Raw genomic sequence first — 17,772 nt, 5'->3', positions numbered from 1 at the left:
CGCTTAAGAACGGCAATTGAAAAAGGGAGGTTTTCAATGTGCTTGAAATTTCTTGGCGCGTCCACGGCTATGCTGCTTCTCGCAGCACCGGCTTTCGCGCAAACCGAGACCGTCACCATCTGGAGCTGGAATGTCGCGGCGTCCGCGCTGAAATCCACGGTGGAAGGCTTCAATAAACAGAATCCGGATATCAAGATCGTTGTTGAAGACCTTGGAAACAATCAGGTTTTTGACAAGACGCTTGCCGCCTGCGCAGCCGGTGGCGATGGGCTTCCGGATATTGTCACCATTGAGAATTTTGAGGCGGAGTTGTTCTGGAGCCGCTTCCCCGATTGTTTCGCCAATCTGACCGAGCTTGGCTACACGCCTGAGAAACAGGCGCTTTTTCCTGATTTCAAGCGCACGGAACTGGAGGTTGACGGCGTCGCCTATGCGGTTCCGTGGGACTCGGGCCCGGTGGCGGTGTTTTATCGCCGTGACTTCTATGAAAAGGCTGGTATCGATCCGGCCACCATCAAAAGCTGGGATGATTTCATCGCCGCCGGCAAAAAGGTCATGGCCGCCAATCCCGGCACCGTCATGGCGCAGGCCGATTTCAACGGCGACAGCGAATGGTTCCGCATGATCGCCAATGAGCAGGGATGCGGTTACTTTTCGACCGATGGCCAGAGCATCACCGTCAACAAGCCCGCCTGTGTCGCGACCCTTGAAAAGGTCAAGGAGATGAAAGACGCCGGCATCATCACGGCAGCGATCTGGGATGAAAAAATCCAGGCCAATACGGCCGGTAAGGCCGCAAGCCAGATGTATGGCGCCTGGTATGAAGGCACGGTTCGCTCAGGCTCCCCCGATCTTTCGGGCAAGTGGGGCGTCTATCTGATGCCGAGCCTGACGCCGGATGGTCCGCATGCCGCCAATCTCGGCGGGTCTTCGCTGGCGATCAGCTCGACGTCCGAGCACAAGGAAGCCGCCTGGAAATATATCGATTACGCGCTGACCACCAATGAAGGTCAGGTGACGATGCTGAAATCCTTCGGCCTCGTTCCATCCTTGCTGTCAGCCATTGACGATCCTTTCGTCAAGGAAAAACAGCCCTATTGGGGCGGGCAGGCGGTGTGGACCGATATTCTCGCCACCCTGCCGAAAATCGTGCCCAGCCGCGGCACGGCGTTCCAATCGGATGCGGACGCGATCTACAAGGCGACGCAGACGAAATATTTCGCTGGCGGATATCCGGATGCGAAGGCTGCGCTCGATGATGCGGCCAAGCAGATCGAAACGGCGACGGGGCTGCCGGTCGCGGAGTAAGCCTTCGCTGATTCTAAGAACCGAGCGGGTGCTACGAGCTTCTTCTCCCCGAGGGGGAGAAGTCCGCGGCAGCGGGATGAGGGGGCGAGGGTAGCGATAGATCGCGAGCTAGCCCCCTCATCCGACCCTTCGGGCCACCTTCTCCCCCTCGGGGAGAAGAAATACGCCGCACCGCCTTGCAATGGTCTCGCCCTTAAACGGGGGCAGGCCTCTTTCAAACTTTTCCATTTACCCGGCCAAACCGCCGGCATCTGGAGGTCGTCATGCCGTCAAGGAACAGGATCGCTTATGCGTTCCTTGCGCCCTATCTCATGATTTTCGCCACCTTCTGGGTCTGGCCGATCATCAGCTCGTTCATGCTGTCGTTCCAGAATACACGCATCAATCCGTGGCGGTTCGCGCCCTCCATGAACTGGGGGCGGCTCGTCTCCGACCCGGCTTTTTATAATGCGCTCTACAATACGCTGATCATCCTCGTCATTCAGGTGCCCGTCATGATCGCGCTCGCCACCGTCATGGCGGTGCTCCTGAATTCGCCGCTCCTAAAGGCGCGGCCACTCTACCGCTTTGCCTTTTTCGCGCCTGTTGTTGTCGGCGAGGTTGCCTATGCCGCCGTTTTCCGGCTGATGTTCAGTGCCGATTTCGGCATCATCAACAAGCTCATCACCTCCGTCGGCCTTTCGCCCATTTCCTGGTTCGACAATGCCAATGCGGCCATGGCGCTCGTCATCATTGCGGTTACCTGGCGCTGGGCGGGGTATAACGCCATCATCATCTTGGCCGGCCTGCAATCCATCCCCGGCGATGTCTATGAGGCGGCGACACTGGACAAGGTGAGCAAGCGGCAGCAGTTCTTTTACATCACCCTGCCGCTTCTCAAACCCATCATCCTCTTCTGCGTTGTGCTCTCGGTCATCGGCACCATGCAGCTTTTCGCCGAACCCTTCCTCATCACCAACAGGGGCGGGCCGGGCGGCGGCACGGAGACGCTGGGGCTGTTCCTTTACCGGCAGGGCTTCACCTCGCTCAATTTCGGTTATGCCTCGGCCATTGCCTACACCATGGCGGCGCTCGCCATCGCCATTTCGCTGCTCAATCTATGGGTCGGGAGGGAGCCGAAATGAGATCGAAATCGAGATCGCTTTTCTGGCAGAAGATCGCGCTGCATGCGGCGCTGACGCCGCTTGCCATCATCTGGCTGTTTCCGCTGTGGATGATGTTCGTATTCTCGACGATGCCGGATTACGGCATTTTCAGTCCGGACATTGTTCTGGTGCCATCCACCAACTTCATCGAGAATTTCGAGAACCTTCAGGCGGATACGAATTTCCTGCGGGCCATGTTCATCTCGATCACCGTCGCTGTCATCTACACTGTCCTTTCGGTGTTCCTGACCTCGATGGCGGGCTGGGCGCTGGCGCGGTACCGCTTTGCGGGACGCGGGGTGGTGATCGCCATCATTCTCGGCACCATCACCCTGCCATTTGCGGTCGTCGTCATTCCGCAGTTCATCATGGTGGCGCGCGAATTCAAGCTCGCCAATACCTGGGTGGCGCTGATCGTGCCGCCGCTGTTCAATTCGCTCGGCGTGCTGTTCATGCGGCAATCCTTCTCGATGATGCCGACGGAACTCTTCGATGCGGCACGGGTGGAGGGCGTCAAGGAGTGGCAGATATTTCTGCGCATCGCCCTGCCGCTGGCGCGTCCCACCATGGCGGCGCTGTCGATCATCCTCTTCCTGGCCTCGTGGAACAACTACCTCTGGCCGCTTCTCATCAATTCCCGCCCAGGAATGATGACCGCACCCGTGGCGCTTGGCACCCTCATCGGGCTCACCAAAGTGTCATGGGGCGGCATCATGGCCGGCGCGGTGCTGCTCACCGCACCCATCCTCGTGGTTTTCGTGGCCTTGCAGCGTCACTTCATCGCCGGCATTTCCGCCGGGGCAGTCAAGTAAGGGGAGGCCGCATGGCGGAACTTTCGCTCAAGAACGTGGTCAAGCGTTACGGCGCGCTCGAAGTCATCCACGGTGCCGATCTGGATATTGCCGACGGCGAATTCGTCGTCTTCGTTGGCCCCTCCGGATGCGGCAAATCCACGCTGCTGCGCATGATTGCCGGGCTGGAAGACATATCGGATGGCGATGTCAGCATCGGCGGCAGGACGGTCAATGATGCCGATCCGGCGGATCGCGGCATCGCCATGGTGTTCCAGTCCTATGCGCTTTATCCGCATATGACGGTTGCCGAAAACCTGTCCTTCGGCCTTCGAATGAATGGCAATCCCAAGGCCGATACGCAAAAGCGGGTCAACCGCGCCGCCGAAATCCTGCAGATCAACGAGTTGATGGAGCGCCGGCCGAAGCAGCTTTCCGGCGGCCAGAGGCAGCGTGTCGCCATCGGCCGCGCCATCGTGCGTGAACCGCAGGTTTTCCTGTTCGACGAGCCGCTCTCCAACCTCGATGCGGAGCTGCGGGTGCAGATGCGCGTCGAGATATCGCGGCTGCACAAGCAGCTCGGGACAACGATGATCTATGTGACCCATGACCAGACCGAGGCGATGACGCTGGCCGACAAGATCGTCGTGCTGCGCGCGGGCAATATCGAACAGGTCGGCGCGCCGCTCGATCTTTACGATGATCCCGTCAACCGCTTCGTTGCCGGTTTCGTCGGTTCGCCGAAGATGAATTTCCTCGACGCCACCATCATCGGCAGCGGCGCTGATAGCGTGACGCTCTCGCTGGACAGCGATCCTGCGGTGCGGCTGACCCTGCCGACAAAGGCCCGCTTGAACGACGGAGCCCGTGTTTCGCTCGGCATCCGGCCCGAACATTTTTCCGATGCGGGGCAGGGCGATGCCGATCTCACCGTGCATGTCGATGTCGCCGAACATCTCGGCAATACCAGCTACGTTTATGCCCGTACCGAAGGCGGCGAGCAGCTCATCATCGAGAGGCCGGAATCGCGCGACGTCGGCAATCGCGACCGGCTGACGGTCGGTCTTTCCGCCCGTCGGGCCTTCCTTTTCGACAGCAAGGGCGAACGCCTGCGCTGAACCTTTTCCCAAGCACCTACACAAGACGAGGATTTCATGACGACCGAACAACCGATCCGCTGGGGCATCATCGGCCCGGGTACTATCGCGAAAACATTCGCTGACGGCATCGCCCATTCCCGTACCGGCAGGTTAGAGGCCATCGCCACCCGCAATCCGGACAAGCCCGGCCTGGCCGAGGCCTTCGCCGGTGCGCGCATCATCCATGGGTACGATGCGCTGCTTTCCGATCCCGATATCGATGCCGTCTATATCGCCACACCCCATACCGGCCATGCCGAATGGGCGATCAAGGCCATCCGCGCCGGCAAGAATGTATTGGTGGAGAAACCGATTGCGCTTTCCGCCTACGATGCCGACGCCATTTTCCACGAGGCGAGAAAGGCAGGCGTCTTTGCCGGCGAGGCCTATATGTATCGCCTGCACCCGCAGACGGAGAAATTGCTCGAACTGGTCAAGAGCCGCGCGGTTGGCGATATCCGGATCATCCGTTCCAGCTTCGGTTTCAACATGGGTTCGTTCCGGGCCGATCACCGGCTCTTCGCCAATGAGATGGCGGGCGGCGGCATTCTCGATGTCGGCGGTTATCCGGTCTCGATGGTGCGGCTGATTGCCGGCGCGGTGGATGGCAAACCCTTTGCCGAGCCGGAAAAGGTGGCGGGCGCTGCCCATCTCGGCCAGTCGGGTGTCGACGAATGGGCCTCGGCCGTGCTGAAATTTTCCAACGGCATCGTCGCCGAAGTGTCCTGCTCGATCATGGCGGGACAGGACAATGTGCTGCGCATCATCGGCTCGGAAGGGCGGATCGAGGTCAAGGATTTCTGGTTCGCCGCGGGCCACAAGGGCGGCACCGGCCGGATTGATATCTTCAGGGGCGACAAGGTGGAAACCGTCGAACTGCCGGAGGATCGCTGGCTTTATTCCTTTGAGGTCGATGCAGCGGGTGAGGCGATCCGTCAGGGCAAAAAGGAATTCGACGCACCGGGCATGGGCTGGGGTGACAGCCTCGGCAATCTGCGTGTCATGGATCAATGGCGCGCCTCGGTCGGCCTTGAATACAGCGTCGAAAAGGCAACCTCGCGCGTTGCCAATATTACCGGCGGCAAGGTCGTGGCCGGAAACGCGGTTCCGAAGCGGCAGGTGCCGGGCCTTGCCAAGCCCGCTTCGGTGGTCGCGCTCGGTTTCGAATTTTTCCCCAATTTTGCTTCTGCATCCCTGACGCTCGATGCCTTTTACGAGGCGGGCGGCAATCTGTTCGATACGGCCTATGTCTATGGCGCAGGCAGGACCGAGGCGATTTTCGGTGACTGGCACACCAGCCGCAATGTGCCGCGCGAGGAGATCGTTTTGATCGGCAAGGGTGCGCATTCGCCGCTCTGCTACCCTGATATGATCGCCAAGCAACTCGACCAGTCGCTGGAACGTCTGAAGACGGATTATGTCGATGCCTATTTCATGCATCGCGATAATCTGGATATTCCGGTCGGTGAGTTCGTCGATGCCATGGATGCCGAAGTTCGGCGCGGCCGCATTCGCGGCATTTTCGGCGGTTCGAACTGGACGCGCGAGCGCATGGACGAGGCGGCCGACTACGCTCAGAAGAGCGGCAAACAGGCCCCGGGCGCGCTTTCCAACAATTTCTCGCTTGCTGAAATGCTCGATCCCATCTGGGCGGGATGCGTGGCGGCATCGGATGATGAGTGGAAGGAATGGCTGAAATCCCGCCAGATCCCCAATTTTGCCTGGTCCAGCCAGGGGCGCGGTTTCTTCACCAACCGGGCAGGGCGCGACAAGCAGGACGATGAGGAAATCGTCCGCGTCTGGTATTCCGACCGCAATTTCGTCCGCCGCGACAGGGCGATCGAGCTTGCGCAGAAACTTGGACGACACCCGATCCATATCGCGCTCGCTTATGTCATCGCCCAGCCTTTCCCGGTCATCCCGCTGATCGGACCGCGCACGATTGCGGAGCTGGAGGATAGTCTTTCGGCGCTGGATATCAGGCTGACGGCCGAGCAGGTGAAGTGGCTGGAGGCGTGAAAGACAACGAGCGGTGGATTTATCCGCCGCTCGTTCGGATAGGGCAAGGCATTGCGGCATATTTCTTCTCCCCGCCGGGGAGAAGGTGGCCCGAAGGGTGGGGTGAGGGGGCAAGCTCTCCGCATATCTCGACGCTTTCCCCCTCCTCCCGCTGCCGCGGGCTTCTCCCCGGTGGGGAGAAGAAACAAGGGGCATCCGCTCGCTCCAACTGACGATCTTCGGGGTGGAGACATCATCTTCCACCTTCTTTCCTCTCACGGTGACTGCTAAAGCGTAGGTTCATAAACCTGCAGCGAAACACCGCAGCTAAACAGTCACCGGGGTTCCCATGAGCGATATCGACCGAAGCCGTGCCCAGCAGTTGATGCGAGAAGCGGGCATGGATGCGCTGGTGCTTTTCCAGCCCGAAGCCTTTCGATATGCGGTCGGCGCGCATGCCGGTGTGGCAACCATGTGGGGCAGGGCGGGTTCGGCGATTGCGCTGGTGCCGGCCGATACGGGGGCGGGGATTGCCGCCGTCGTCAGCGATCACGCCGCCCCGACCATCAAAAAACTCGCGCCTGATGTCGATCTGCGCTGCCATCGCATCTGGATCGATATGGTCGATCTGTCGGGTGTGGGAACCATCGCGCAGGTGGACGATGCCTATCGCCGCAATAATTGCGGCGGGCCGAGGCCGGAGACATTCGACCGCGCCGCCTGTTTCGGCCTGCTCTCCGATCTGCTGCGAGAGCGCGGGCTGTCTGCGGCGCGCATCGGTGCGGACCTTGAATTCATGCCCGCCGCCGATTTTTCAGCGCTAAGGCAGGCGCTGCCCGACGTGAAATGGATTGATGGTTCGACGGCGCTGAAACGTCTGAGGGCAGTGAAATCCGAACGCGAGATAAAACTTCTCAGGAAGGCCGCCGCCGCCGCCGAGGCAGGCTTGGTCGAGATGGCAGCCGCCGTTCGACCGGGCGCGATGCTTGGCCAACTCTCCGACGCCTGGAAATCCGGCGTGCAGGCATATGCCGCGAAATCCGGTTTTTCGCTGAGCGGGCATTGGGATTACATATCCGTGGGGCCTGCCTTGTCGGATATGGCGGCGGCTGTGACGCCGGGTGCGCTGATCAAGGCCGATGTCGGCACGCTGGTCGACGGTTATTCATCGGATGGCGCGCGGAGTTTCTCGTGGGGACCGGTCTCGCCTTTGGCGTCCGATATCTTCAAAGCGCTTGAAGCGGCCTTCGCCTGCGGGCTGGAAGCGCTTCGCCCCGGTAACAGCTTCGGTGCGGTGCACGCCGCCATGCTCGCCTCGATGCGCAAGGACGGTTTCAGCGAATATTATCGCGGCCATTTCGGCCATTCCGTCGGCGGCGGTGTGGGTATCGAGGAATGGCCATTCTTTTCCCACGACAACCCGGAAATCATTCTTCCGGGCATGGTGGTCGCGCTCGAAGCACCTTTTTATGGCGAAGGGCTGGGGGCTTTGATGATCGAGGACCAGTTTCTGGTCACACCTTCAGGGGTGGAGTGCATGAACAGCCTGCCACGCACCCTGCGGGATTTGTCACTGGAGTGACGACCTGCCGCCGGCTCCGCCTCAGAGAAAGTCGTCGCGGCGCGGGGTGAAGCAGTCGATCAGCTCGCCCTCTTCCAGGCACAGGCAACCATGCTCGATATGGCCGGGCACAACAAGGCTGTCGCCCTTCTGCAGGTCATAGGCTTCACCATCGCGGTAAAAACGGAAACTGCCGCTGGCGACATAGGTGGATTGCACATGCGGATGGCTGTGCAGCTTGCCTTCGGCACCGGTCTTGAAACGGAACGAAACCACCATCAGCTCCGGCGCTTCGGAAAGCACGGTGCGTTCGACACCATCGTCGGGTGAAACGGTGGGGAATGTCGGTAGCTGCTGCATGTCGTTCTCCTCAATCATGTAATGCGATTTAAGCCGGCGGTCAGCGCGGCGCGCGCAGCATGGCGCGATAACGCGTCTGGCTGCTTTTCAGGTGGTTGCGCATGGCGCTTCGCGCCGCATCCTCGTTGCCGTCCTGTATAGCGATCAGGATCGCTTCGTGTTCACCGACGAGACGGCTGAGATCGGCAGGTGAAAGCACGGTTTCCGAGCCGTTTTCGGCCACGGCGCGGCGTGGAATGACGGTCGGCCCCAGCACCTGCAGGAACTCGCTGAAGCGGGGATTGTTGGTCGCCTCTGCCACGGCGAGATGAAAGGCGAAATCGGCTTCGGCTGTCGGGCTGCCCTTGGCGGCGCTGGCGCGGAAGGCATCAAAGGCCTCGATGATCTTTTCTTCCTGCGCCGGCGAACGGCGAATGGCGGCAAGGCCGGCGGCATCGCCTTCAACGGCCGTGCGCAGTTCCAGCATCTCGATCAGCGAGGAGACGCGTGCGAGATCGACATTATGGAAGGGCCGCCGCTCTGCAGGCGCGGGTTCCAGCACGAAGACGCCGGCGCCCTGACGGGGTTCGACCAGACCGTCTGAGCGCAGCGAAGCGATCGCCTCGCGCACCACCGTGCGGCTGACGCCAAATTCCTGCGTCATCTGCGCTTCGGAGGGCAGGCGGTCGCCCGTCTTGTAACGGCCCTTGGCGATCTGGCTGCGGAGTTCCTCCGAAACTTTCACCACAAGCGTTCTGCCCTGTGGAGCGGCCGGTTCGGAGGTTGTCGCTTTTGTCATCTTGGTCGCCGTTCTAAAAAATGTCGGTTGCGTGCACCGGTCCTCGATACGTCATTCGCTGCCCGGCTTGCAATCCCGTCACTCGTGCAGGCGAGGTTTCATGCGGCATCTCAGCTTTCCCTGAAAATGGGATTGTCGACGAACACGCCGCCCTGAAACCGCACCAGCGCATCTTCCGGGGCGGGTTTTTGCGTTGTCGTTGATATATGCTGCCGGAAGGTCTCGGCATTGTCCTTCGGTTTCCAGCCGAGATAGCCGAGGTGCGAATTGTCCCACCAGCCGGCATCATTGGCCGATGCGCCCCAGACGACCGGGCAGCCGAGCACCGGCGCACGAAACACCGCTTCGATCAGCGATACGAAATCATCGTATGAGAACCAGGTGGACAACATACGGTAATTGGTCGGTTCCGGCGTGCAGGAGCCGATGCGCACCAGCGCCGTCTCCTGCCCGAACTTCTCGAAATACATGCGGGCAAGGCTTTCGCCGAAACATTTGGAAACGCCGTAAAGCCCGTCCGGCCGGACGGGCACGTCGGGACCGAGCCTCTCGGTCTGGGAATAATAGCCAATTGTATGGTTCGAACTGGCAAAGACGATGCGCGGCCGGCCATGGGCGCGGGCGGCCTCGTAGAGATTATAAAGCCCGATGATATTGCCCTGGAGGATTTGTTCGAAGGGCTTCTCCACCGAAATGCCGCCCAGATGAACGATGCCGTCGCAACCGGCGACCATGGCATCCACGGCATTTTCATCCGCAAGGTCGCATTGCACACATTCCTCGTTCGGCCCCGCCGGGTCGAGCGGGGCGAGATCGGCAAGACGCAATATCTCGGCCATCGGTGCAAGGCGTTCACGCATCACGCGGCCAAGCTGGCCAGCCGCACCGGTAACAAGAAGCCGTTTCATTGCAATTCTCCCAAGCCTGTTCCACGTCCGCAGCGTGGTCGAGATATGCCGGCGCCTCTTGACCTTGTCATACAGATCGTACAAAAAGCGGATAACATATATTATGTGCCATACGCAACAATCATGAAGGATGAGTTTGATGCTGACCGTCGAAACAAGGCAGGCCGTGAACCCGGAATATGCAAAAACGCTGGATACCGAAGGGCTCCGCCGGCATTTCCTCGCCAACGACATGTTCCGTTCCGGTGAAATCAGACTGATCTATACCCACTACGACCGTTTCGTCATGGGCGGCGCGGTGCCAAATGGTGCGCCGCTGACGCTGGACAAGGTGGAAGAAACCAAGACGCCGTCCTTCCTCGACCGGCGTGAAATGGGCATCGTCAATATCGGCGAGGCGGGCACCGTCAGCGCCGGCGGCGAGACCTACACGCTCAATCGCGGTGACGTGCTTTATCTCGGTGCGGGCAGCGGCGCGGTAACGTTTGATGGCGCCGGCCGATTCTACATCACGTCTTGCCCGGCGCATCGCAGCCTGCCGGCAAAGCTCGTCAGCCTTGCCGACAGCAAGGAGGTCAAGCTCGGCGCGACCGAAACCTCCAACAAGCGCACCATCAACCAGTTCATCCATCCGCTGGTCATGGAAAGCTGCCAGCTGGTGCTGGGTTATACGATGCTTGAGGACGGCTCCGTCTGGAACACCATTCCCTCGCATATTCATGACCGCCGCATGGAGGCCTATCTCTATTTCGGCATGGATGAAAAGTCGCGCGTCCTGCATCTGATGGGCGAGCCGCAGGAGACCCGCCATCTGTTCATTTCGAACGAAGAAGGCGCGATTTCGCCGCCCTGGTCCATCCATTCCGGTGCCGGCATCGGTTCCTACACCTTCATCTGGGCCATGGCGGGCGACAATGTTGACTATACCGACATGGACTTCATCCAGCCGGGGGATCTGAAATGAGAAATCCCTTTTCGCTTCAGGGGGGTAAGGCGCTCGTGACAGGCGCGAATACCGGTCTTGGTCAGGCGATTGCGGTGGGGCTCGCCGCAGCCGGTGCGGAGGTGGTCTGCGCCGCGCGCCGCGCACCGGATGAAACGCTTGATATCATCGCGAAGGATGGCGGCAAGGCGAGCGCCCTGTCGATCGATTTCGCCGATCCGCTGGCGGCGAAGGACAGTTTCGTGGGTGCCGGTTTCGATATTCTCGTCAACAATGCCGGCATCATCCGCCGCGCCGATTCCGTCGAGTTTTCCGAACTTGATTGGGACGAGGTCATGGACGTCAATCTCAAGGCGCTGTTTTTTACCACGCAGGCCTTTGCGAAAGAGCTGCTGGCAAAAGGCAGGCCCGGCAAGGTGGTCAACATCGCTTCGCTCCTGTCGTTCCAGGGCGGCATTCGCGTCCCATCCTACACGGCGGCGAAACACGGCGTCGCCGGTCTCACCAAGCTTCTGGCGAATGAGTGGGCTGCGAAGGGCATCAATGTGAATGCGATTGCGCCCGGTTACATCGAAACCAACAATACCGAGGCGCTGCGTGCGGATGCCGCCCGCAACAAGGCCATTCTCGAGCGTATTCCGGCAGGGCGATGGGGCCATTCCGAAGATATTGCCGGCGCTGCCGTGTTTCTGGCTTCGCCCGCGGCGGATTATGTGCATGGCGCGATTTTAAATGTGGATGGCGGCTGGCTGGCGCGCTGATCTGCGCCGGTTTCGAAAATTCATCATATAACTTGTATGATGAATTGTTGACAAATATACGGCAAGTGGTTTAGGTGGCTTTCAGTCAGTGAATTTGCAGAGGAATACCCAACATGAACCCTGAACAAATCAAGACGGCGCTTGGCTCCGGCCTGTTGTCCTTCCCCGTTACCCATTTCGATTCCGAAGGCCGTTTCGCCGCCGATAGCTACAGGGCGCATGTCGAATGGCTCGCCGGATACAAGGCGCCGGTGCTGTTTGCTGCCGGCGGCACGGGTGAGTTCTTTTCGCTGAAGCCGGATGAGATCCCCACCATCGTTTCCGCCGCCAAGGAAGTTGCCGGCGAAACCGCCATTGTTTCCGGCTGCGGTTATGGCACCGAGATCGCCGTCGATATCGCCCGCTCTGTCGAAAAGGTCGGAGCTGACGGTATCCTGCTTCTGCCGCATTACCTCATCGATGCGCCGCAGGAAGGGCTTTACGCCCATATCAAGAAGGTGTGTCAGTCGGTTGGCATCGGCGTCATGGTCTATAACCGTGACAATTCCGTGCTGCAGGCCGATACGCTGGCGCGTCTCTGCGACGAATGCCCGAACCTCGTCGGCTTCAAGGATGGCACCGGCGATATCGGCCTCGTGCGCCAGATCACCGCCAAGATGGGCGACCGCCTGATGTATCTCGGCGGCATGCCGACGGCGGAACTGTTTGCTGAAGCCTATCTCGGCGCCGGTTTCACCACCTATTCCTCGGCGGTCTTCAACTTCGTGCCGGGCCTTGCCAATGAGTTCTATGCCGCGCTGCGTGCCGGCGAGCGCGCGACCTGCGAACGTATCCTGACGGAGTTCTTCTACCCGTTCATGGCGATCCGCAACCGTGCCAAGGGTTACGCCGTCTCCGCCGTCAAGGCTGGTGTGCGCCTGCAGGGCTTCAACGCCGGTCCGGTGCGTGCGCCGCTGAAGGACCTGACGAATGAGGAAATCGGCATGCTCGATGCCCTGATCGGCACGCATAAGCGCAAAGCCTGATTAGGGGGCCTGATCGAGACAAGCGGGAGGGGAGCCATGAAAATCACGGCGGTGCGCACGCATCTGCTCGAACACCGGCTGGACACGCCGTTTGAAAGCGCATCCATGCGCTTTGATCGGCGCGCCCATATTCTGGTGGAAATCGAATGTGACGACGGGACCATCGGCTGGGGTGAATGCCTCGGTCCGGCCCGGCCGAATGCCGCCGTGGTTCAGGCTTATGCGGGCTGGCTTATCGGCCAGGACCCGCGCCAGACCGAGAAAATCTGGGCCGTGCTTTATAATGCCCTGCGCGATCAGGGCCAGCGCGGCCTCAGCCTCACCGCATTGTCCGGCATCGACATCGCGCTGTGGGACATCAAGGGCAAGCACTACGGCGCTTCCATCTCCATGCTGCTCGGCGGGCGCTGGCGCGAAAGCGTGCGCGCCTATGCGACCGGCAGTTTCAAGCGCGATGGCGTTGACCGCGTTTCCGACAACGCCTTGGAGATGGCGGAACGCCGGGCAGAGGGTTTTCACGCCTGCAAGATCAAGATTGGTTTCGGTATCGAGGAAGACCTCCGGGTCATCGCCGCGGTGCGGGAGGCGATCGGGCCTGATATGCGGCTGATGATCGACGCCAATCATGGTTACACCGTCACCGAAGCCATCACGCTCGGCAATCGCGCTGCCGATTATGGTATCGACTGGTTTGAGGAGCCGGTGGTTCCGGAACAGCTTGATGCCTATGCCCGGGTGCGGGCGGGCCAGCCAATCCCGGTTGCGGGCGGCGAGACCTGGCATGGGCGTTATGGTATGTGGCAGGCGCTTTCCGCCGGTGCTGTGGATATTCTCCAGCCAGATCTCTGCGGTTGCGGCGGCTTTTCCGAAACCCAGAAGATCGCCACGCTTGCAACGCTGCAAGGCGTGCGCATCGTGCCACATGTCTGGGGCACCGGCGTGCAGATCGCAGCCGCGCTGCAATTCATGGCGGCGATGACGCCCGATCCGGTGCGCGTCAATCCGATCGAGCCGATCATGGAATTCGACCGCACGCATAATCCGTTTCGTCAGGCCGTGCTGCGCGAGCCCATCGAGGCGGTGAACGGCATTGTCGCCATTCCCAATGGTCCCGGTCTTGGAATTGAGATCAACCGCGACGCATTGCTTGAATTCAGGATGCCAGACCCGTGAGCGAACTTGTCAGAAAACTGAGCGGCACAGCGCCTCAGCCTGCTTTCCCGAAAGGGGCCGTCGACACGCAGATGCATATGTATCTGCCTGGTTATCCCGCCTTACCGGGCGGGCCGGGCCTGCCGCCCGGCGCCTTGCCGGGACCGGAGGAGTATCGCAAGCTCATGCAGTGGCTCGGCATCGACCGGGTCATCATCACCCAGGGCAACGCCCACCAGCGCGATAATGGCAACACGCTCGCCTGTGTCGCTGAGATGGGCGAGGCGGCCCGCGCCGTGGTCATTATCGATGCGGCCACGACCGAAAAGGACATGGAGAGACTGATCGCCGCCGGTGCCGTTGGCGCGCGCATCATGGATCTGCCTGGCGGTGCCGTGAACCTTTCCGAGCTTGAGGCGGTGGATGAGAGAGCGCAGACGGCTGACTGGATGGTGGCGGTGCAATTCGACGGCAATGGTCTTCTCGACCACCTGCCGCGCCTTCAGAAAATCCGCTCACGCTGGGTGTTTGATCACCACGGCAAGTTCTTCAAGGGCATCAAAACGGACGGCCCGGAAATGACGGCTCTTCTGAAGCTGATTGATCGCGGCAATCTCTGGTTCAAGTTCGCCGGCGTCTATGAGAGTTCGCGGGAAAACTGGCCCTATGAGGATGTCGCCGCCTTTTCGCGGGTGATCGCCGCCCATGCGCCGGAGCGCATCGTCTGGGGCACCAACTGGCCGCATAATTCGGTGCGCGAAACGGCTGCCTATCCGGACGATGCCCGCCTTGCCGAACTGACGCTCGGCTGGCTGCCGGATGAGGCGGCCCGTCATCGTGCATTGGTGGAAAATCCGGAAGCGCTGTTCAAGCTGCCGCCATTCAAGGCGGCATAGGTCAATTCGGGATGGGAGGGGAAGGGAGGCCCCATCATCCTTTTTAAATGAGAGGTCTTTGCATGCCGGCCCGGATGGGCGTGAAAAAATCGGTCCGATAGCCTTGGAGGGGCTGGGCCGTTTCAACAATGGAGGAGGAAAGCATGAAAAAGATTGCAAGCATGATGTGCGTCGCGATGGGGATCGCGCTATCAGGTGTGGCCGCCGGCGCGCAGGAAATAACCCTGCGCTCCGCCGATATCCACCCGGATGGTTATCCAACCGTCGAAGCCGTGAAATACATGGGCGAGCTGCTGGCCGAGCGAAGCAATGGCCGCATCAAGATCCAGGTCATGAACAATTCCGTTCTCGGCGGCGAGAAAGACACCATTGAGCAGACCCGTTTCGGCGTCATCGACATGAACCGCGTCAACGCCGCCCCCTTTAACAATCTGGTCAAGGAAACCACCGTTCTCGGCCTGCCGTTCCTGTTCCGCTCGACCGAGCACATGCACAATACGGTGGACGGCCCGATCGGCGATGAGGTTCTGGCAGCCTTCGAACCACACGGCCTTGTCGGCCTTGCCTTTTACGATTCCGGTGCGCGTTCCTTCTACACCACCAAAAAGCCCGTTGAAAAACTGGCGGACCTGAAGGGCCTGAAAATTCGCGTGCAGCAGTCCGATCTGTGGATTTCGATGATGCAGGCCTTTGGCGCCAACCCAACGCCGATGCCGATGGGTGAGGTCTATTCCTCACTTGAAACCGGCGTCGTTGACGGTGCCGAAAACAACTGGCCGTCTTACGAATCCGCCCGCCACTATGAAGTGGCGAAAAACTACTCGCTGACGGAGCATTCCCTCAATCCGGAAATTCTCGTCATTTCCAAGATCTCCTATGACAAGCTCTCGCCGGAAGACCAGAAGCTGCTGCGCCAGGCCGCCAAGGATTCCGTTGCCAAGATGCGCGAACTCTGGAGCGCCCGCGAAAAGGCGTCGGAAGAAAAAGTCCGCGCCGGTGGCGCCAACATCATCAAGGTCAACAAAGAGGAATTCGCTGCGGCGATGGGTCCGGTCTACGACAAATTCGTCACCGATCCGAAGATGAAAGACCTTCTGGAACGGGTGAAAGCGGTCAAGTAACGCGCGGAAAACCGGCCCTGGACACAGGGCCGGTTTTCTTTTGTCGCCGTGGATGCGGAGGAACAGACAATGCGAAATTTCATGCGGGCAATCCGCCCCTTTCTCGGCGCGCTCAGCCACGCGTCGCTTTATATTGCCAGTATCGGTATGATCGCCATGACGCTCATCGTCGGCTGGCAGGTCTTTGCCCGTTACATCCTGAATGATTCACCCAGCTGGTCGGAGCCGCTGTCGCTGCATCTCATGTCATGGTTCATCATGCTGGGGGCAGCCGTCGGCGTGCGCGAAAGCGTGCATCTTGGGCTTGATATTCTGCGCTACATGATGTCGCCACGCGTGCAGAAAGTCATGGACTTGACCAGCCTTGCGCTCATCTTCTTCTTCGGCGTCGGTATGGCCTGGTATGGCGCCTCGCTTTCCATGGGCACGTGGTCGGCGACGATCCCGGTTCTCGGCTGGCCCGGCGGCACGGACTTCTTCCCGCTGATCGGCGGCGGTTTCCTCATTGCGCTGTTTTCCGCCGAACGTTTCATCGATCTTATCATCGGCGAGGAAATCGCGGCTGACGTGATCGTGCAGGAGGTTGCGTAAAATGGCTTACACCATTCTCTTCGGCGTCTTCACCCTGCTGATGCTGATCGGCACGCCGATCGCCTTCTGCCTCGGCATCGCTTCCTTCGCCACGGTTCTTTATCTCGGCCTGCCACCCGTCGTTGTGTTCCAGCAGATGAATTCCGGCATGAATGTCTTTGCGATGATGGCGATCCCGTTCTTCATCTTCGCCGGAGACCTCATGGTGCGCGGCGGCATCGCCCATCGCCTCATCCGCTTTGCCGCCGGTCTCGTCGGGCACCTGCGCGGCGGCCTCGGTCAGGTCAATATCGTGGCCTCGACGTTGTTCGGCGGCATTTCCGGCTCGGCCGTCGCCGATGCCTCGGCTGTCGGAGGGCTGATGATCCCGCAAATGGCCAAACGCGGTTATGACAGGGATTATGCCGTCAATATCACCGTCAATGCCGCCATCATCGCGCTGATGATCCCGCCCTCGCATAACATGATCCTCTATTCGATTGCAGCGGGCGGCAATGTCTCGGTCGCCGATCTTTTCACCGCCGGCATCATTCCGGGCCTGCTTTTGGCCGCGGCGCTGATGGTGACGGCCTATATCGTCGCCCGCCGCAAGGGTTATCCATCCGAACCGTTTCCTGGCTTTTCGAAGCTGATGTATTATCTGCTGGCGTCGTTCCCCGGCATTCTGCTGATCGGCATCATCTTCGGCGGTGTGCGCTCGGGCATTTTCACCGCCACGGAAAGCTCCTGCATCGCCGTGCTCTATGCCTTCCTCGTAGCCATGCTGGTTTACCGCGAGCTGGACTGGAACGGTTTCGTGGAAGCGGTGATGGGTGCCGTCCGCACCACGGCCATGGTGCTGCTCGTCATCGGCACGGCGGCGTCCTTCGGCTGGCTGATGGCCTTCCTGCAGGTGCAGACGCTGATGATCGCCGCAATCAGCGCGATTTCGGACAATCCAATCATCGTGCTGCTGGTTATCAACGTCATCCTGCTGCTGCTCGGCACCTTCATGGACATGGCGCCCATGGTCATCATCTCCACGCCGGTGCTTTTGCCTGTCGTGAAGGCCTTCGGCATCGACCCCGTGCATTTCGGCGTCGTGATGATCCTGAATGCCGGCATCGGCCTCAACACGCCGCCGGTCGGAACGGTGCTCTTCGTCGGCTGCGCGGTGGGCGGCATATCGATACGGGAGGCGATGCGGACGATCTGGCCGTTCTTCGGCGCCAGCATCGCCGTGCTGCTCGCCGTCACCTATATTCCGTCGCTTTCCCTGTGGTTGCCGTCACTGTTCCGGTAACTCCGGAGGTTCC

At 60.3% G+C, this 17,772-nt stretch carries 17 protein-coding genes; 14 read left to right on the top strand and 3 right to left on the bottom strand.

Translation table 11 applies throughout. The features are described 5' to 3' along the window. Window positions 1-36 precede the first annotated feature (36 nt). From CFB10_RS22925 to CFB10_RS22900, 6 genes are all read left to right on the top strand, one after another. Window positions 37-1,308, top strand: coding sequence for a sugar ABC transporter substrate-binding protein (locus CFB10_RS22925; RefSeq protein ID WP_026372466.1), 1,272 nt, complete (start codon window positions 37-39; stop codon window positions 1,306-1,308). A gap of 263 nt (window positions 1,309-1,571) precedes the next feature. Further along, complete coding sequence (locus CFB10_RS22920; RefSeq protein ID WP_026372465.1) at window positions 1,572-2,432, top strand: carbohydrate ABC transporter permease; 861 nt, start codon at window positions 1,572-1,574, stop codon at window positions 2,430-2,432. Beyond that, the gene (locus tag CFB10_RS22915; RefSeq protein WP_026372464.1) at window positions 2,429-3,265 is read left to right on the top strand and encodes a carbohydrate ABC transporter permease; all 837 of its coding nucleotides are present in this window, start codon (window positions 2,429-2,431) and stop codon (window positions 3,263-3,265) included. Before CFB10_RS22920 ends, CFB10_RS22915 begins: the two co-directional genes overlap by 4 nt. A gap of 11 nt (window positions 3,266-3,276) precedes the next feature. Beyond that, the gene (locus CFB10_RS22910) at window positions 3,277-4,362 is read left to right on the top strand and encodes an ABC transporter ATP-binding protein (RefSeq protein ID WP_026372463.1); all 1,086 of its coding nucleotides are present in this window, start codon (window positions 3,277-3,279) and stop codon (window positions 4,360-4,362) included. Window positions 4,363-4,398: 36 nt separating this feature from the next. Then, entirely contained in the window at window positions 4,399-6,402 is a 2,004-nt protein-coding gene (locus CFB10_RS22905) for an aldo/keto reductase (protein ID WP_026372462.1), read from the top strand. Window positions 6,403-6,730: 328 nt separating this feature from the next. After that, window positions 6,731-7,963 (top strand): Xaa-Pro peptidase family protein, encoded by a 1,233-nt coding sequence (locus CFB10_RS22900; RefSeq protein WP_026372461.1) that lies wholly within the window; start codon window positions 6,731-6,733, stop codon window positions 7,961-7,963. A 21-nt stretch (window positions 7,964-7,984) separates the two neighbouring features. On the opposite strand, the gene CFB10_RS22895 is transcribed toward CFB10_RS22900, so the two are convergent. The 3 genes from CFB10_RS22895 to CFB10_RS22885 form a co-directional block, all read right to left on the bottom strand. Next, window positions 7,985-8,302 carry a cupin domain-containing protein gene (locus CFB10_RS22895; protein WP_003499912.1) on the bottom strand — a complete coding sequence of 106 codons (318 nt, stop codon included), beginning with the start codon at window positions 8,300-8,302 and terminating at the stop codon, window positions 7,985-7,987. Window positions 8,303-8,342: 40 nt separating this feature from the next. After that, a complete protein-coding gene (locus tag CFB10_RS22890) occupies window positions 8,343-9,080 on the bottom strand; it encodes a FadR/GntR family transcriptional regulator (RefSeq protein ID WP_026372460.1) in 738 nt (245 codons plus the stop codon). Window positions 9,081-9,190: 110 nt separating this feature from the next. Next, window positions 9,191-9,988, bottom strand: a complete 798-nt coding sequence (locus tag CFB10_RS22885; RefSeq protein WP_026372459.1) for an NAD(P)-dependent oxidoreductase — start codon at window positions 9,986-9,988, stop codon at window positions 9,191-9,193. A 139-nt stretch (window positions 9,989-10,127) separates the two neighbouring features. Between CFB10_RS22885 and kduI the strand changes: the two genes are divergently transcribed. From kduI to CFB10_RS22845, 8 genes are all read left to right on the top strand, one after another. Continuing rightward, window positions 10,128-10,952 (top strand): 5-dehydro-4-deoxy-D-glucuronate isomerase, encoded by an 825-nt coding sequence (kduI, locus tag CFB10_RS22880; RefSeq protein WP_020812567.1) that lies wholly within the window; start codon window positions 10,128-10,130, stop codon window positions 10,950-10,952. Further along, window positions 10,949-11,692, top strand: a complete 744-nt coding sequence (gene kduD / locus CFB10_RS22875; RefSeq protein WP_026372458.1) for a 2-dehydro-3-deoxy-D-gluconate 5-dehydrogenase KduD — start codon at window positions 10,949-10,951, stop codon at window positions 11,690-11,692. The genes kduI and kduD overlap by 4 nt, the downstream gene beginning before the upstream one ends. Window positions 11,693-11,805: 113 nt before the next feature. After that, window positions 11,806-12,717 carry a 5-dehydro-4-deoxyglucarate dehydratase gene (kdgD, locus tag CFB10_RS22870; protein ID WP_026372457.1) on the top strand — a complete coding sequence of 304 codons (912 nt, stop codon included), beginning with the start codon at window positions 11,806-11,808 and terminating at the stop codon, window positions 12,715-12,717. A gap of 36 nt (window positions 12,718-12,753) precedes the next feature. Next, the gene (locus CFB10_RS22865; RefSeq protein ID WP_026372456.1) at window positions 12,754-13,890 is read left to right on the top strand and encodes a D-galactarolactone cycloisomerase; all 1,137 of its coding nucleotides are present in this window, start codon (window positions 12,754-12,756) and stop codon (window positions 13,888-13,890) included. Further along, window positions 13,887-14,765 (top strand): amidohydrolase family protein, encoded by an 879-nt coding sequence (locus CFB10_RS22860; protein WP_026372455.1) that lies wholly within the window; start codon window positions 13,887-13,889, stop codon window positions 14,763-14,765. The genes CFB10_RS22865 and CFB10_RS22860 overlap by 4 nt, the downstream gene beginning before the upstream one ends. A 143-nt stretch (window positions 14,766-14,908) precedes the next feature. Further along, window positions 14,909-15,886, top strand: a complete 978-nt coding sequence (locus CFB10_RS22855) for a TRAP transporter substrate-binding protein (RefSeq protein ID WP_026372454.1) — start codon at window positions 14,909-14,911, stop codon at window positions 15,884-15,886. A gap of 69 nt (window positions 15,887-15,955) precedes the next feature. Then, entirely contained in the window at window positions 15,956-16,477 is a 522-nt protein-coding gene (locus tag CFB10_RS22850) for a TRAP transporter small permease (RefSeq protein ID WP_026372453.1), read from the top strand. A 1-nt stretch (window position 16,478) separates the two neighbouring features. Further along, window positions 16,479-17,759: a TRAP transporter large permease gene (locus tag CFB10_RS22845; protein ID WP_020812560.1), complete on the top strand. Its 1,281-nt coding sequence runs from the start codon at window positions 16,479-16,481 to the stop codon at window positions 17,757-17,759. Window positions 17,760-17,772: the final 13 nt, after the last annotated feature.

Source organism: Agrobacterium sp. 719_389 (assembly GCF_900188475.1).
Lineage (GTDB): Bacteria > Pseudomonadota > Alphaproteobacteria > Rhizobiales > Rhizobiaceae > Agrobacterium > Agrobacterium radiobacter.
The sequence above is the reverse complement of the archived record's forward strand: the minus strand, read 5'-3'. Positions and strand labels throughout refer to the sequence as shown.

Bases quoted from the DNA above. Each gene is read 5' to 3' on its own strand.
- CFB10_RS22925 (WP_026372466.1), top strand. From the start codon at position 37: ATGTGCTTGAAATTTCTTGGCGCGTCCACGGCTATGCTGCTTCTCGCA.
- CFB10_RS22920 (WP_026372465.1), top strand. From the start codon at position 1,572: ATGCCGTCAAGGAACAGGATCGCTTATGCGTTCCTTGCGCCCTATCTC.
- CFB10_RS22915 (WP_026372464.1), top strand. From the start codon at position 2,429: ATGAGATCGAAATCGAGATCGCTTTTCTGGCAGAAGATCGCGCTGCAT.
- CFB10_RS22910 (WP_026372463.1), top strand. From the start codon at position 3,277: ATGGCGGAACTTTCGCTCAAGAACGTGGTCAAGCGTTACGGCGCGCTC.
- CFB10_RS22905 (WP_026372462.1), top strand. From the start codon at position 4,399: ATGACGACCGAACAACCGATCCGCTGGGGCATCATCGGCCCGGGTACT.
- CFB10_RS22900 (WP_026372461.1), top strand. From the start codon at position 6,731: ATGAGCGATATCGACCGAAGCCGTGCCCAGCAGTTGATGCGAGAAGCG.
- CFB10_RS22895 (WP_003499912.1), bottom strand. From the start codon at position 8,302: ATGCAGCAGCTACCGACATTCCCCACCGTTTCACCCGACGATGGTGTC.
- CFB10_RS22890 (WP_026372460.1), bottom strand. From the start codon at position 9,080: ATGACAAAAGCGACAACCTCCGAACCGGCCGCTCCACAGGGCAGAACG.
- CFB10_RS22885 (WP_026372459.1), bottom strand. From the start codon at position 9,988: ATGAAACGGCTTCTTGTTACCGGTGCGGCTGGCCAGCTTGGCCGCGTG.
- kduI (WP_020812567.1), top strand. From the start codon at position 10,128: ATGCTGACCGTCGAAACAAGGCAGGCCGTGAACCCGGAATATGCAAAA.
- kduD (WP_026372458.1), top strand. From the start codon at position 10,949: ATGAGAAATCCCTTTTCGCTTCAGGGGGGTAAGGCGCTCGTGACAGGC.
- kdgD (WP_026372457.1), top strand. From the start codon at position 11,806: ATGAACCCTGAACAAATCAAGACGGCGCTTGGCTCCGGCCTGTTGTCC.
- CFB10_RS22865 (WP_026372456.1), top strand. From the start codon at position 12,754: ATGAAAATCACGGCGGTGCGCACGCATCTGCTCGAACACCGGCTGGAC.
- CFB10_RS22855 (WP_026372454.1), top strand. From the start codon at position 14,909: ATGAAAAAGATTGCAAGCATGATGTGCGTCGCGATGGGGATCGCGCTA.
- CFB10_RS22850 (WP_026372453.1), top strand. From the start codon at position 15,956: ATGCGAAATTTCATGCGGGCAATCCGCCCCTTTCTCGGCGCGCTCAGC.
- CFB10_RS22845 (WP_020812560.1), top strand. From the start codon at position 16,479: ATGGCTTACACCATTCTCTTCGGCGTCTTCACCCTGCTGATGCTGATC.